This window comes from Vibrio sp. 10N.247.310.24 (genome assembly GCF_041467175.1).
Lineage (GTDB): Bacteria > Pseudomonadota > Gammaproteobacteria > Enterobacterales > Vibrionaceae > Vibrio > Vibrio tasmaniensis_A.
Genome location: NZ_JBFSUD010000048.1, coordinates 1 through 14331, shown reverse-complemented (window position 1 = coordinate 14331; position 14331 = coordinate 1). Strand labels below are relative to the sequence as shown.

Annotated in this window: 13 protein-coding genes; 8 read left to right on the top strand and 5 right to left on the bottom strand. The window is 42.0% G+C overall.

Annotation, left to right across the window (positions count from 1 at the left end):
- Window positions 1–14 precede the first annotated feature (14 nt).
- Entirely contained in the window at window positions 15–1094 is a 1080-nt protein-coding gene (locus AB6E08_RS15120) for a 2Fe-2S iron-sulfur cluster-binding protein (protein WP_372064364.1), read from the top strand.
- Between the two features lie 281 nt (window positions 1095–1375).
- Here the strand turns inward: AB6E08_RS15120 and AB6E08_RS15115 are convergent, their stop codons facing one another.
- The gene (locus tag AB6E08_RS15115; RefSeq protein ID WP_372064366.1) at window positions 1376–2812 is read right to left on the bottom strand and encodes a glyceraldehyde-3-phosphate dehydrogenase; all 1437 of its coding nucleotides are present in this window, start codon (window positions 2810–2812) and stop codon (window positions 1376–1378) included.
- A gap of 814 nt (window positions 2813–3626) precedes the next feature.
- Here AB6E08_RS15115 and AB6E08_RS15110 point away from each other — a divergent pair.
- Complete coding sequence (locus AB6E08_RS15110; RefSeq protein ID WP_372064378.1) at window positions 3627–6218, top strand: ATP-binding protein; 2592 nt, start codon at window positions 3627–3629, stop codon at window positions 6216–6218.
- 32 nt (window positions 6219–6250) lie between these two features.
- On the opposite strand, the gene AB6E08_RS15105 is transcribed toward AB6E08_RS15110, so the two are convergent.
- The 3 genes from AB6E08_RS15105 to AB6E08_RS15095 all read right to left on the bottom strand — a co-directional run bounded on the left by AB6E08_RS15105 (window position 6251) and on the right by AB6E08_RS15095 (window position 7764).
- On the bottom strand, window positions 6251–6487 hold the full coding sequence (locus AB6E08_RS15105) for a hypothetical protein (RefSeq protein ID WP_009845678.1): 237 nt from the start codon (window positions 6485–6487) through the stop codon (window positions 6251–6253).
- Between the two features lie 165 nt (window positions 6488–6652).
- Window positions 6653–7279, bottom strand: a complete 627-nt coding sequence (locus tag AB6E08_RS15100) for a D-Ala-D-Ala carboxypeptidase family metallohydrolase (RefSeq protein ID WP_372064368.1) — start codon at window positions 7277–7279, stop codon at window positions 6653–6655.
- Between the two features lie 170 nt (window positions 7280–7449).
- Window positions 7450–7764 (bottom strand): DUF496 family protein, encoded by a 315-nt coding sequence (locus AB6E08_RS15095; protein WP_004730049.1) that lies wholly within the window; start codon window positions 7762–7764, stop codon window positions 7450–7452.
- A 195-nt stretch (window positions 7765–7959) separates the two neighbouring features.
- On the opposite strand from AB6E08_RS15095, the gene AB6E08_RS15090 reads away from it, so the two are divergent.
- The 6 genes from AB6E08_RS15090 to AB6E08_RS15065 all read left to right on the top strand — a co-directional run bounded on the left by AB6E08_RS15090 (window position 7960) and on the right by AB6E08_RS15065 (window position 13624).
- Entirely contained in the window at window positions 7960–8160 is a 201-nt protein-coding gene (locus tag AB6E08_RS15090; protein ID WP_009845676.1) for a hypothetical protein, read from the top strand.
- A 63-nt stretch (window positions 8161–8223) separates the two neighbouring features.
- A complete protein-coding gene (locus AB6E08_RS15085) occupies window positions 8224–8880 on the top strand; it encodes a YceH family protein (protein ID WP_017100949.1) in 657 nt (218 codons plus the stop codon).
- Window positions 8881–9195 carry a GIY-YIG nuclease family protein gene (locus AB6E08_RS15080; protein WP_009845674.1) on the top strand — a complete coding sequence of 105 codons (315 nt, stop codon included), beginning with the start codon at window positions 8881–8883 and terminating at the stop codon, window positions 9193–9195. It abuts the gene before it with no gap.
- 306 nt (window positions 9196–9501) lie between these two features.
- Window positions 9502–10596: a substrate-binding domain-containing protein gene (locus AB6E08_RS15075; RefSeq protein WP_371702639.1), complete on the top strand. Its 1095-nt coding sequence runs from the start codon at window positions 9502–9504 to the stop codon at window positions 10594–10596.
- Window positions 10596–13169: a quorum-sensing autoinducer 2 sensor kinase/phosphatase LuxQ gene (luxQ, locus tag AB6E08_RS15070; RefSeq protein WP_372064372.1), complete on the top strand. Its 2574-nt coding sequence runs from the start codon at window positions 10596–10598 to the stop codon at window positions 13167–13169. The genes AB6E08_RS15075 and luxQ overlap by 1 nt, the downstream gene beginning before the upstream one ends.
- A gap of 104 nt (window positions 13170–13273) precedes the next feature.
- On the top strand, window positions 13274–13624 hold the full coding sequence (locus tag AB6E08_RS15065; RefSeq protein ID WP_372064374.1) for a HopJ type III effector protein: 351 nt from the start codon (window positions 13274–13276) through the stop codon (window positions 13622–13624).
- A 209-nt stretch (window positions 13625–13833) separates the two neighbouring features.
- Here the strand turns inward: AB6E08_RS15065 and AB6E08_RS15060 are convergent, their stop codons facing one another.
- The gene (locus AB6E08_RS15060) at window positions 13834–14142 is read right to left on the bottom strand and encodes a DUF1289 domain-containing protein (protein WP_009845670.1); all 309 of its coding nucleotides are present in this window, start codon (window positions 14140–14142) and stop codon (window positions 13834–13836) included.
- Between the last annotated feature and the right edge of the window lie 189 nt (window positions 14143–14331).

Sequence of the window (14331 nt, the reverse complement as noted above, 5' to 3'; positions counted from 1 at the left end):
AAGGTGCGTGAACTATGTATGCATGGTCGGATAGCGATTCAATCAATTTAGTGTGTTTAAAGAAATGGCACGAGACGCCAGATACGGTCAGCTTTGAGCTTGGCAGTATTCCACAAGACTTACATTTCAATTTTAAGCCTGGGCAATTCATTACTCTGGGTTTAGATATGCCGACGAAAACCGATTATCGTGCCTATTCTGTGGCTTCTTGTCCTGAAGATAATCGCCTGAAGCTCACGGTGAAACGTGTGGAAGGTGGCTTGGTTTCGAACTTTATTGTTGATGAGCTTGATGAAGGTGATGAGGTTTCTGTATTGAAGCCTGCTGGCGCGTTTAACTGTATTGATTGCATGCCAACAGCGACGAAAAAAGTGACGCTAGTGAGTGCAGGTTGCGGTATTACACCTGTGATGGCGATGGCAAAATATTGGCTGGCTCAAGGCAGTGATATTGAGATCGACTTCGTCCACATGGCACGCAATAAGCGTGAGACCATTTACTTTCAAGAACTGCATCAATTAGATGAGGCGCACAACAACTTCAATCTTAAATTGCTGCTAAAAGACAGTGAAGGAACATTAGCTCCTCAAGGTCGATTAGATAAGAATTGGTTAGTAAAACTAAGCCCTGATATTTTAGACCGAACTGTTTATCTATGCGGTCCAGTTGGCTTTATGCAAAACATAGAAAGCTACCTGAAAGAACTAGAATTCAACATGGAAAATTTCTATCAAGAAAGTTTCACGCCAGCGAACCCAAACACGGATTCACTGGCCAATAGCGATACAGCTTCAGAAGAGTCACAAGCGGAAGCGTCTGCAGATTCAAATGGTGCCGTTAAGGTGTTTGTTCCTGCATTTGGCGCAGAGGTAGAAGCGGAGGCGGGCACACCACTCGCTGATTCATTAGAGAAAGCTGGTGTTCCGATTATTATTGCTTGTCGCAGTGGGATTTGTGGTTCTTGCAAGTGTAAAGTAACCAAAGGTTCAGTGGAATCAAGCAGCCAAGAAACATTGACGCCAGAACAGATTGAGCAAGGTTATGTACTCGCGTGTTCGAGTGCGATTCAGTCAGATGTTGAGGTTGAGTTGTAACAGATGTGAAGTGAAGCTTCCCAAGAGTGACGAGGATAAAGTTCTTATCATAGCGATAAAAGTTAGCTTGCCAGATGTAAAAAGGCCACTTAGATCAGATAGAGAGAGCAGATCTAAGTGGCAACCTTCCTGTTTATACGGGGGAGTAAAACAAGAAGGGTTGCAAAGCCCATTACAGACCTCGCAGATATAATTATTATGTTGTGGAGCTGGTTACCTAAAACTGTTTATAGAATCTAAGGAAGTAATAGAATCTAAGCAATTTACAGGCTCTAAGCAGTTTATACTTCAGGGTAAGTCTTGTAGCGCACACCCATCATTTGTTCCATACAGTGAACAACCTGACAGCTGTAGCCAAACTCGTTGTCGTACCAAATGTACAGAACAGCACGGTTGTCTTGTGCGATAGTCGCAACACCGTCAACCACACCAGGGTGGCGAGAGCCAACCAAGTCCGTCGATACAATCTCAGTCGAATCTGTGTAATCAATTTGTGCAGACAGAGAAGAAGACAGCGCCATTTCACGCAGGTACTCGTTCAATTCTTCTTTGTTTGTGCCTTTCTCAAGGTTTAGGTTTGCTACTGCCATTGAAACATTTGGCGTAGGTACGCGAATCGCATTACCTGTTAGCTTACCTTCCATTTCTGGCATCGCTTTTGATACCGCTTTAGCAGCACCAGTCGATGTCAGAACCATGTTCAATGATGCAGCACGACCACGACGATCGCCTGAGTGGAAGTTATCGATTAGGTTTTGGTCATTGGTAAATGAGTGAACCGTTTCAATGTGACCAGACAGTACGCCGAATTTATCGTGAACCGCTTTCAATACTGGCGTGATTGCGTTTGTCGTACAGCTTGCAGCAGAGATGATCGTATCTTCTGGTTGAATGTCATTTTGGTTTACACCAAATACGACGTTCTTGATTTCACCTTTGCCTGGCGCAGTCAGTAGAACCTTCTTCGCACCATTACACGCAACGTGTTGGCTTAGGCCTTCAGCGTCACGCCACACACCGGTGTTATCAACCACAAGTGCATTCTCGATACCGTAAGATGTGTAATCCACTTCTGCTGGCTTGTTTGCGTAGATAACTTGGATGAAATTACCGTTAACAATGATCGCTTTACGTTCTTGGTCTACAACAATGCTGCCGTTGAATTGGCCATGAACAGAGTCACGACGTAGCAAGCTTGCACGTTTTTCTAAGTCACCATCTTTGCCGCCACGAACAACAATTGCACGTAAGCGCAGTGGGTAACCTGGGCCACTTTTCTCGATCAATAGACGAGTAAGCAAGCGGCCAATACGACCAAAACCGTACAATACAACATCGCGAGGTTCTGTCATCGCCTCGCCTTCAAGCGATTCTAAAAGTGCAGTTTGTAGGAAATCATCCAACCCGTGTGTGTCTTCGCGATCTTGCCAGAATGTATGAGCAAGGCGACCAACATCGATACGACATGGAGACAAGTCCATAGAGAGAAGGTGTTGAATGATGGGTTGAGTCTGTTCTGCGGTAAGCGGAGAACCTGTGTAACGTTTTGCGATGCGGTGAGCTTTGATGATGTCGATAGTTGTTGCGTTAACCAGTGTTTTACCGAAGAGGATAACTTCAACGCCTTTTTGGCGGTACAACTGACCTAAAGTAGGAGCGATTGATTCAGCAATAGTTTGACTAGTTTGCCAGTCTAGGAGGTGCTTTTCGGGACTCATCTTTACTCGGGACCTTTCACGTTAATTTCTGCAATCATAGCGAATGTAGGGTAGCCATGAGTGCATGGGGGAGTTGAGCTATCTAAGCTTTGGTGGTCTTTAACGCCACTTAAATTTGCTTGATATGCCTTGTGTGTAATTTGTAATTTTTATGTGGCAGGATTGTAAGGTACGACGAGTTATTCTGCTAGGAAAAATAAACATAGATTAATTGTCTGAAAATTGGCTTTTAATTGGTCATAAATTAAGGTTTTAGTGTCAAGAAAGGCTATTGACTTTAACAGTCTGTAGCACTTAATTTTCGCCAAAAAATACTCAGATCAAAACATGATGTGTAATAAAGGGAATTGCGATCATTGAAGATGTGATCATTAGCACTAGTTACACTTAAAAAGTAAACGACAGATAAGGTATTCAGCGAGTTTTCTTGTTCGACCTTTGAATAAGCTGAGTTTGAGTACAGAAAGTTCGTGACGCAAACGATTAGATCTCACAAATTTGACTTAACTTTGGTGTTTATTGGTTTCTAGAGCAGTGACTTGCGGTCATCTAGAGGCATAACCTTATCCTTTCACTTGTTTAAAACAGACCTTCCTCTTTAAATCCTGTATGTGGATAACGACTGACGTGAATTCCCTATGATTAGCTCATAATGTCATTTGTTCATATTCAATTTGATCAATAACTCTTGTTAATGTCCTATTCTTATATTGGGCTAGGTAAAAATACTATCGGGAAAGGAGTCGTTATAAAAATGATAAATATGTCAATTAGATGGCGTCTTATTTTTCTTTCAACAGTTTCTGTATTCATCATGTTTGGGTTTACAGTCAATGAAGTGCTCAAGAACGATAAGAAGATGAATCACCTTGAAGCAACGCGAATTAAGGTGGAAGCACTTCAATCTTTTAATGCTGTTTCAAGTGGTGCTTATCAATGGTTAGTGCTGTCTAAAGACTCCCCAGAGAAAGGTCCATTGTTTTTAGAGCTGCAAGCGGAAGTGGATAGGCTTGCTCATTACGAAATACAACTTCAACAGTTCGACAACAGTTGGACTGTCGAGACGCAGTTGATTGAGTTAAAGAGTGTGTTAAAGAAGCTCGCGCGGGTAACCACTAGTATTGACAGCGACGCATCACAGATTACTGTCAGCAACGCACGGCAAACAGAACGAGCCTTTGACCTGTTAAAAGGCGTGTTAATGGAGCTGTCTGAATATCGTGCCAATATAGTGGACGAAAAGATCAGCCAAACAGATACGATGTTTATCAATCTTACTCACTACGTGTTCTGGACTCAGCGAGAAGCGTGGCTGAGTTACCGCTTGTATCGTTCTCCAGAGCTGATTGATCAATATTTATTGAGCTATGTTGGTGCTTTAGAAAGGCAACAACAGCTGTTAGATACGTTTTTACGATCAGACAGCCACTCGCTGGAAATTAGCAAACTGTTAAACATGTTCTCCCAAGATGAATTTCAAGACCGATTTACTTCTCGGCTTCTCAAAGGTGACTTCTCGGCACCTGAAATATATGAACATGTGGAAAGTTTAGAGCGAAAGAAATTGGCGATCTCAAAGGCGGTTGGTGCTTATACAGATCAATTAAAGTTTGATTTGACAAAAAATATAGCGCTACAGAAAAGGCAAACGGCGGTTATGACATTGCTTATCCTTGTTGTTTCAGGTGCTTTGTTATGGCTTGGTGTCGCGACATCTTTGCGCTTAAATAGAAACTTATCGATTATCTTGAAAGGGGTGTCTGAATGCGCGGATAGTTACGGCAAGCCTAAGGTGATTCATATTCAAGGTAACGATGAATTTGCCGAGTTTACTGAAACCCTCAATCGAGTGATGGAACGTAACTATCATCACAACAAAGAGCTGATAATAGCAAAAGAAGATGCAATTTCGGCTAACAAGGCCAAGAGTGCATTTTTAGCGAACATGTCCCATGAAATACGTACGCCGCTTAATGGAATTATCGGTATGGCGGAAATTTTATCTCAGAGTCAACTGAGCGCTAACCAACAAGAGGTACTTGAGGATATCGAGTCGTCTTCACATTCGTTGTTGGTGTTACTCAATGACATTCTCGATCTTTCTAAGATAGAGTCGGGTAACTTAATGTTGTCGCCGCATAATGCCGATTTGCGAGAAGCGGTTTACGACTCTGTGAGCGTAATTTTGTCGAAAGCGATCAGTAAAGACATTGAACTCGACATCAACATTGATGCTCAAACCCCAACACAGCTGTTTTTCGATGAGTATCGTGTTCGACAAGTGCTAACCAATTTGCTGTCTAATGCTATTAAATTTACCTCAAAAGGCACGATTACAACGGATATTGCTTATACACCGATGTCTTTGGGGCGAGGTAAGCTTGAATGCAGTGTGTCTGATAGCGGGATTGGGATTGAGCCAGAGAAGCTAGAGTCCATTTTTGAACCTTTCACTCAAGAAGATGGCAGTATTACTCGCCAATTCGGCGGTACAGGGCTAGGGCTTGCGATTTGTCGGCAGCTTGTTGACTTGATGGGCGGCTATATTACCGCACGCTCAGTGAAAGGAGGAGGCTCTACATTCACCTTTTGTTTGTACGTAGACACGGTCGAGGCTCACGCTCAAACGTTCGATAACCTAAGCCGTGCGACAATTATTTCTAATTCTTTCAATTACCTCGATCAATTGGTCAAAGAGTGCGAGCGCTTAAATGTTCGACCTAATGTTGTGTCATCCATTTCGGATCTTGGTGAGAGCCTGAAAGAAAGTGACTTGGTACTTTATTGTCACACGCTGCATCACTCTATGAGGAAAGATCTTGAGGCGTTAAAGGCGTTGTATCCGCTGACTCGCGTTATTGTGTGCCAGCATCACCTATTTAAAACCAATCTAATCACAGAAACGGTTCACTCGACCCATACATTACCATTTTTGGGTAGACGCTTCTTAAACAGCCTACGATCGCTTGATGCCGGTGAAGTACAATCACCGACGGTGGAAGTAAAAGATGAAGAAGTTCGTTCTCTGAATCGACGTATTCTGATTGTTGAAGACAACCTGATGAATCAGAAGATAGCGAGCTTCTTCCTTGAGCAAGCGGGCTATGAATATTTGATTGCCAGTAATGGCCAAGAGGCGGTCGATGTCATCACCCAGGGCGCTCAGTTTGATGCCATTCTAATGGACTGCATGATGCCAGTTATGGATGGTATAACGGCAACTCGTGTGATTCGAGAGTGGGAGACAGATCAACAAGCCCCACCACTACCCATTATTGCTTTAACCGCTAGTGTCTTAGAAGAGGACATCAAAAATTGCTTTGAAGCAGGCATGAACGCCTACTTGCCAAAACCTTATAAATCCCACCAACTGTATGATCTTTTCAGTAGCCTTGATATTGTCTAATGGTTCCAGTATCAAGGCTAGCGCTGTGTGATTTAGCGTACTTCTTGCCCAAGGCTGTATTGTGCAACACAGCGGCCTACGTAGCTGATTTTTAGTAACCCGGCCACTAATATGGTGCTGATGTGTGCGAAAATTTGAATGGGTAGTGAGAAGTAATCGGCCATCGGATAAGCAACAATAATACTGAGTAGCATTAGCAAGGCGGTGATAGCTAAACTGAAATTTGAAACAGAAAGTAGAGTTTGAAAGCGTTGAGTCATCGTCTTCATATTGAATTCCTAATTGCTATTAATAATTATGATACTTGTTATCAATAGCAATTAGCGTTCCAGTTATATTTTTAGTGTTAAATCAATAGTTTAATTTTTCGTGATTCTATTTGTGAGTCACAGTGACTCTATTGCTTTTTGTGTCTTTATGACCCTTTCGTGTGCTTACCACTGTCTGAATCCACAAGTATCGATGTGGAATCGAACACCAGAATACAAACCCAGTCCAACGTTATTCTTTTGCCCAAATTCTGCATGAATCTTTTTAAGCTTCACGTGTAGGTTTTCGCGAGTAATATCATTAGCAGGCACTAAGTCTAAAGCGCAGAACTCTAAGTGTTTACTTCGCAGTGCGCCACCCGCTTGCTTATTGTAGATATCGGTTCTTTCTCCAGACACAGGAATAACAACGCCAATCTCAGGCTCAATATATTGTTGAATGTACTTAAGGGTATTAATCATTTTTGGTACATGCTTTTTATTGGGTAGGGTAAACAGAGTGGTGTTGCTCATTGCCCAGTAGGTGCCTTGCAACAAGACTAAGTGCAGAGGCATGCTTTGGGTGATGCCGTTATCTTTGAGTTGCTGTCCGATCGCCTTGACTTGATCTTGGGCGTGGTTAAGGAGCATCCAACCTCGAAATGCTGATCTCGTGGGAACTTTGTAGCCATGAACATCGACCACGAGGTCGTCATAAGTGATTTCGGTTTCTTCGGTATAAAGTTTCTCAAATTTTTCAGGGTAAGGTTGCGTTGTTGATAGTGCCAAGGTAATCAGAATACTTCCGTACATAAAGTCTCTCCATCGCTTAGGTTCGCCTAGTTATTAACGTTCACCTAGTTACTTACGTACACTAAGGATATTACGTTCGATTAAGTATAGACGCCGGAATTTAGGCACAAAAAAACCCACTACAAAGAGTGGGTTACTAACATTATTGCAAGTAAATTCGTTAGGTTAGATTACTTCTTACCTTGAGTTTGCTTGTCTTCTTCTGTTAGTTCACGAATACGACGGCTGATGTCGCGACGAGCTTTAGAGATCTCTGCACTCTTGATGATGTGATCATCAACGCGGTCTTCGTAGTCAGCTTTCATGTTTTTGATAATGCCTAGGATCTCGTCGTGAGTCATCTCTGGCTTGATGTAATCAAGTAGGTTATCAAGAAGGTCGACACGCTTGCGGTTGTCACGAACTTTCTTTTCGTTGTCTAAAAGTTCACGCTTAAGTTTGTTCTTACGTCGTGCTTGGTTAACAATTTCAAATACGCTGCTCATAGATTCCTTTTCCTAATCGTCAAATACGTTGTCTGGTTCTGATTAAAGCACATCAATTGATGATGTAACAGTATTTAGATCAAAGCAAAAGTAAGGTTGTTTAATTATTCGTCACTCTCTCTAACGTACGATTGTTTTTATCTTACCGTTCAAGTTAGTATCCCATTTAGATACTGCATTGATACGACATGTGAAATGAATCAACAACAATTGGAAACAGAAGATTTGGGCGACGATGTCGTTGAATCTTCGGCAGAACAAAATAAGCTTCGTGATGCGTATGTACAAGAGCGCACTAATTTGGAAGTCGTGGAAATAGAGCTAAATCGTTCTAAGATCATAATGATTGATGAACAAGGCAGAAAGAAACGAGTACCGATTTTGTCTGAGCATTAGCCATAACTGGCTGCATTGTTAAATGTTGAGATGGAATTATCAAAATAATAAAAAGGAAAAACGATGAACACAGTACTTTCCCCAATTGAAGCGAGAATTATCGGTTGTTTGATCGAGAAAGAAGTGACTACTCCAGATCATTACCCACTGACACTAAATAGTTTAACAACGGCTTGTAATCAAAAGAGTAACCGTGAACCTGTGCTCTCTCTGTCTGAGTCAGACGTTTTAGATGCGGTTGATGGTTTGATCGGACGTCGTATGGTGAGCGATGAAAGCAGCTTCAACAGCCGAGTTAATAAGTATCAGCACCGTTTCTGTAACACTGAATTTGGTGATCTGCAATTTACAGAGCAAGAGCGTGCAATCATCTGCTGCATGCTGCTTCGTGGGGCCCAAACCCCGGGTGAGCTTCGTACTCGAACTGGTCGTCTTGCAAACTTTAGCGATGTGAAAGAGGTTGAATCAATACTCGAAAAACTCGCGGCAAGAGAAGCGGGTGCGTTAGTCGTGAAGTTACCACGAGAAGCGGGTAAACGAGAATCACGCTACCAACACTTACTGAGCGGCGAAGTAGACATTGAAGCGTTTGCGACGGCATCAGTAAGCGCTGTTTCATCATCTGCATCTAGTGAAAAGTTTGAAGAACTTGAATCAGAAGTCGCGAGCCTACGTGAAGAAGTGGCAGAGCTTAAGGCTCTGGTTGAATCACTGCTTTAAATGTCGGAATCTGACAAAAATGCGGATTGGGTCGTGTATTTGATCCGCAATCGACACAATGCTCTTTATTGTGGAGTGACGAATAACTTAGAACGTCGATTCGAACAACATCAAACGGGCAAAGGTGCAAAAGCCTTAAAAGGTAAAGGCCCACTTAAGTTGGTTTGGAGTATTGGTGTTGGGTCAAAAAGTGAGGCGTTAAAAACCGAATACGCGATCAAACAATTACCCAAATCTCGTAAGGAAAAACTAGTATCACTCAAACTAATCATTGAGTGGCAACAAGACAAAATTCAGTATATTCCAGTATCGTAACTTATCGTTAGAATTCTAATTCTCGGCCGAATGTTAGTCGCGTGAATTGTTGCAAGGAGATATTTTAAGTTATTGATTAAATAGTGGTATTTTTGTTTTTAATTGAGTTGTTTTTATCTTAGGACTCATTAATCTTAATCTCCATTCCAAATTTACACACTGCACATTTAGAATGACATTCCAATTAGTATTAGACGCTATCATTTATCCTCGTTGTCCTACATAATATCCTTCAGCCATACAAAGAGATGGTGTCATGCTAGGTTGAAAAATGAGCCAAAGTAGCTCATATAAAACGAGAAAAATATGAAACGTTTACTTATATTATTGGGAGTTGCCGTGTTTTCTGCGTCTGCTCTCTCCCACGGTACCCACGTGCTGAATGGCTATTGGGAATATCAGGATTACCTCACTAAATTTCCAGAGCAAAAAGCATTGACCGATAAAATGGTTGAAGCTGTGCAAAATCCCCCTATGCCATTGAGGCAAGTTCAGGATGAACCTATCACCATTTCAGTTGTGTACCCGGGGCAACAGATCTCTGATTATTGGGTTCGTAATATCCAAGCCTTTGAGAAACGCCTAGATAAATTGAGAATTAATTATCAAATAAATCAGGTTTTTACTCGTGATAATGCTAACCCCTCTCAGCAGAGTATCTCTTTGCAAGAAGCGATTGAAAATAAAACGGATTATTTGATTTTTACGTTAGAGACGACGCGACACCGTAAGTTTATTGAACATGTGTTGAGCTCAACGGACACCAAGTTGATTTTGCAAAATATTACCACACCAGTACGTGCATGGGCCGATAGGCAGCCATTCATGTACGTGGGTTTCGACCATATGACGGGTAGTTTAAAGCTAGCGGATTACTTCAAACAAGTGAGTGAACCGGACAGCAAGTATTCTGTGTTATATCGTTCTGAAGGTTATATCAGTGATGCTCGTGGAGATACCTTTATCCATGATGTGAATTCTGATACTAACTTTGCTCTTAAGTCGTCCTTTTACACTAAGTCAAATAAAGAGAGCGGTTACCAAGCAGCTAAAATCAGCCTAGCTAACGATAAGGATCTAAACTTTATTTATGCATGTGCAACTGATATTGCTCTGGGCGCAGCAGAAGCTATTCGAGAATCTGGTCGAGATGTATTAGTGAATGGCTGGGGAGGCGGCTCTGCAGAATTGGAAGCTATAGCAAGGGGTGACTTAGATGTTACGGTCATGCGCATGAATGATGATACGGGTATTGCGATGGCAGAGGCGATTAAATGGGATCTTACAGGGTTGGAAGTTCCTACCGTTTATTCAGGTGAGTTTGAAATTGTGACTAAAGAGGATTCTCCAGATCGTATTTTAGAACTTAAGCAGCGAGCATTTAGGTACTCAGACCAATAATGAAAAAAAGCTACGCCATTACACCAAAGAACACTTTAGCCAAATTAATTACGCGTATCATTATTTTAGTGATAGGCGTGATGGCACTTGGCGTGCTTATTCATAACTACGAAACAAGCAGTAGGATCGTTAAGCAAGAGACGAATAGAACGGTTAAGCAAACTTCTAGCTTGATCCAAAACATGTTCGATTATCGTTTATCAGTGCTGCAAATCCATCAAGACAGTAGCTCACACAGTGAAACTTTACGGGAGTATTTTGATACCAACAATGAAGAGGCTCTGAGCTACTTTTTTTATGGTGTTGACCAACGTGAGCCTGATCATGCTCCCGACTTACGCTTTGTTTCTACTTATAACGGTTTGGCTTGGGAAGATGGCAATGGTCAGTTCTATGGTTTGGATGAATCCAGTTTAAAACATATTTCTGATGAGGTCGCTTTTAGCAGTAACTGGCACTTCATCCAGCTGACTACGGATATCGGTAAGCGTCATTTGTTGGCTCGACGAACGCCTATTGTTGATAACAAGACTGGTGAAGTTCTAGGGCAGCTTTATGTTGCTATTGTTCTAGACAACAACTTTCCATTGGCTGAATCTATCCAGCAAGGCAGTAATTGCGAAAATATCGTCATTGAAGCGCATGGTACTCCTGTGACATCGACATTCAGTGGCGACGAAAGCTATACGATAAAAGACGTCCTCAGTTATAAAACGTATGAGCAACTACCTCGTCATTTCGTCACTATTGCAACCATTAAGATCAATGCTGTTGAAACTCCTCTAACCATTCGCGCGATCCAGAAAAACACTAACCTCATTGCACTCGAAGACAATTATGAACGTACCATCATTGTTATGATTGTGGTGATCATCATCATGTCTTTCCTTGCGCGAGCTTGGATTCAAAGAAGAGTCGCGGCAGAACTTGATAAGTTAATGGAGTTCACTCGCTCTGCAAGTGGCAATGAAGAGTTCAGCAAGTTTGATGGTTCAAATATTTTCGAATTTCACCACATTGGCTGCACGTTGGAAGATACTTTTGAGCGCTTATCTGAGCAACACCAAAAATTTCAAGATCTGTTTAATTTTGCGCATTCGCCAATTTTGGTTTGGTCCGAAAAAGGTGACTTAATTCAGATGAACCCAGCGGCTCGTATGGCGCTATTTGATGAAGATGATAACTATGGTGCAATGGCTCGAGAGTTTGAGCTCCGTATGTTGCCGAATATCCAGATGGTGGTTCAAGGCTCTAAACTAACGGGCATTAACGTGCCAATCGGCGAGAAGGTTTTTCGCTGGAACATGTCTGCAATCCGTGTTGAACACGGCATCAGCGGTGTGGTGGTACAAGGTCAAGATATTACTAAACTTATAGAAGCAGAAAGACAGGCAGATCGAGCGCGTGAAGAGGCAGAGCATCTTGCAAGTGTGCGTGCAGACTTCCTCGCTAAAATGAGTCACGAAATTCGTACGCCACTGAATGGTATCCTCGGTGTCTCTCAGTTGCTTAAACGTTCAATACACAGTGAAGATAACCGCGATCAGGTTGATGTACTTTGCCATAGTGCAGAACATCTACTGGCGGTACTAAACGATATTTTGGACTTCTCTAAGATAGAGCAGGGACAATTCAATATTCAGAAGAAAGATTTCCTTCTAGGCGAGTTGGTTAACACCTTAGATAGCATCTATCGCCCACTTTGTGAGGATAAATCCGTCGAGTTTACCATTGTGAATCACTTGGTTGATGAGATCGAAATAAACACCGACCAGGTTCGCTTGAACCAGATCATGTTTAATTTACTGAGCAATGCCCTTAAGTTCACTCATCAAGGCAGTATTTCCGTCAGTTTTGAAATCGAAAGTATCTTGAATACTGATTACGCTAGCTTGATTGTTCGAGTAAAAGACAGTGGCATCGGTATTGATGAGAGTAAGATCGATGCTATTTTTGAACCTTTTGTTCAAGCAGAAGAAACGACGACTCGGGAGTATGGCGGTTCAGGACTTGGGCTCACGATTGTAAAGAACCTTGTCGATATGCTGGAGGGAGACATTCAAGTCCGAAGCGTTAAAGATCAGGGGTCTGAGTTCATTATAGAAATCCCAGTGGAGTTACACTCCAAGCCTCTGTTAGCCGACGTTAAGAAACAAGCCGACATGGAGCCTGAGGCATTGTTTAGTCGTTCGTTGAAAGTGCTGCTAGTGGAAGATAATCACACCAACGCCTTTATCGCACAGGCATTTTGCAAAAAGTATGGGATGGTGGTTACTTGGGCAAAAGGTGGCTTGGAAGCGATAGAGCTAGCAAAAAGCACGGTTTACGATCTTATCTTAATGGATAATCAACTCCCTAATCTGGGTGGAATTGAAACCACTCAGCAACTAAGAGAGCAAATTGGCGTAACAGCTCCGATTTATGCGTGTACTGCCGATGCTCAAGAGTCAACAAGAGAAAGGTTCATGGCTGCTGGAGCAAATTATGTGATCGTAAAACCGATAAAAGAAGCGTCGTTGCACAAAGCTTTTGTTCATTTCAAACAACTGTACTGGGATGATACTCAGCATTAAGTCGAAGCTAGAAAGTGAGTCACTGATTCAAGGAAACAACGGCTTACTCTTGCTGCAAAACAAGATACACTGCTTCAGATATGTACTTGATGGAGAAATATTAAATGGAACTGCAAACCTTATTGGATACTCTGGCTGATACCCCAGAAAGCGTGCAATTTGAAGACACAATACAAGTGATAGAAGCTCATTATGATTTTGCTGAGAGTGAATTTCGTAATGGCGATGTAGTGAATGCCGCTGGGCAGAATAATGGTTCGTGTAAGATTTTTGCTTTTGGTTTAGAGCAAGGTCTATCTGCAGAGCAAACACTTGCTTGTTTTGGTCAATTTTATCGTAATGACGTATTAGGTTTTCCAGACAACACTGACCATCAAAATATTCGTAACTTCATGACTCATGGCTGGAGCGGAGTACAGTTTTCTCAGCCTGCGCTGATTGCAAAATCGAAGTAACCACTAACTAGATAACTATTAGTAAGTAGTAAGTAGTAAGTAGTAAGTAGTAGGTCGAAACTTAATGTCGTATCTTGAAGCGAGAGAACAACCTCTCGCTTTTTTGTATATGATGAACAGGCTCATAAGCTGCTGAGTAGCTTTGTAAGCTATTGATTATGTTTGCAAGCTGTTGATTATGTATGAAAACTCTTGACTAGGTTCGTAAGCTACTGAATAGGCAAGGCAGACAGGCATTTACGGCACATGCACGCACCAGTTTTTGGAATGTTGCTAGTATCACGCTTCTCTAACTCAAAACACCAACACGTCTCTTTACCCGCACTAATATCGCATTGAGCTGGCTCATGACACTGCGGACATTGGTGAGTCGAACTCTCGCCACTAAGGTTATCCATGACTGACGTTCGTTCGTCTTCAGATAAGCCTTTCCAACCTATAATTTCATCCATTGTTCGAAAGCAGCCACTGCACATTCCGCCATTATTTTTACAAGCCGCTCGGCAAGGTGTTTTCATCTATCTAACCCATGATTCATTTGGGCTGAAATGTAGCATATTTGTTTCCTTTTTAAGAGTCATCAAACCAAAAACACAAGGGTCTGTTGATCTTTCGAGCTGATTTTTGCAGCACTTTGTGGGAAATTTCTACAAGCCCCCTCTGGCAGGATAGTTGTCACTGTTAAAATTTAACCAGTTTGGGCGATA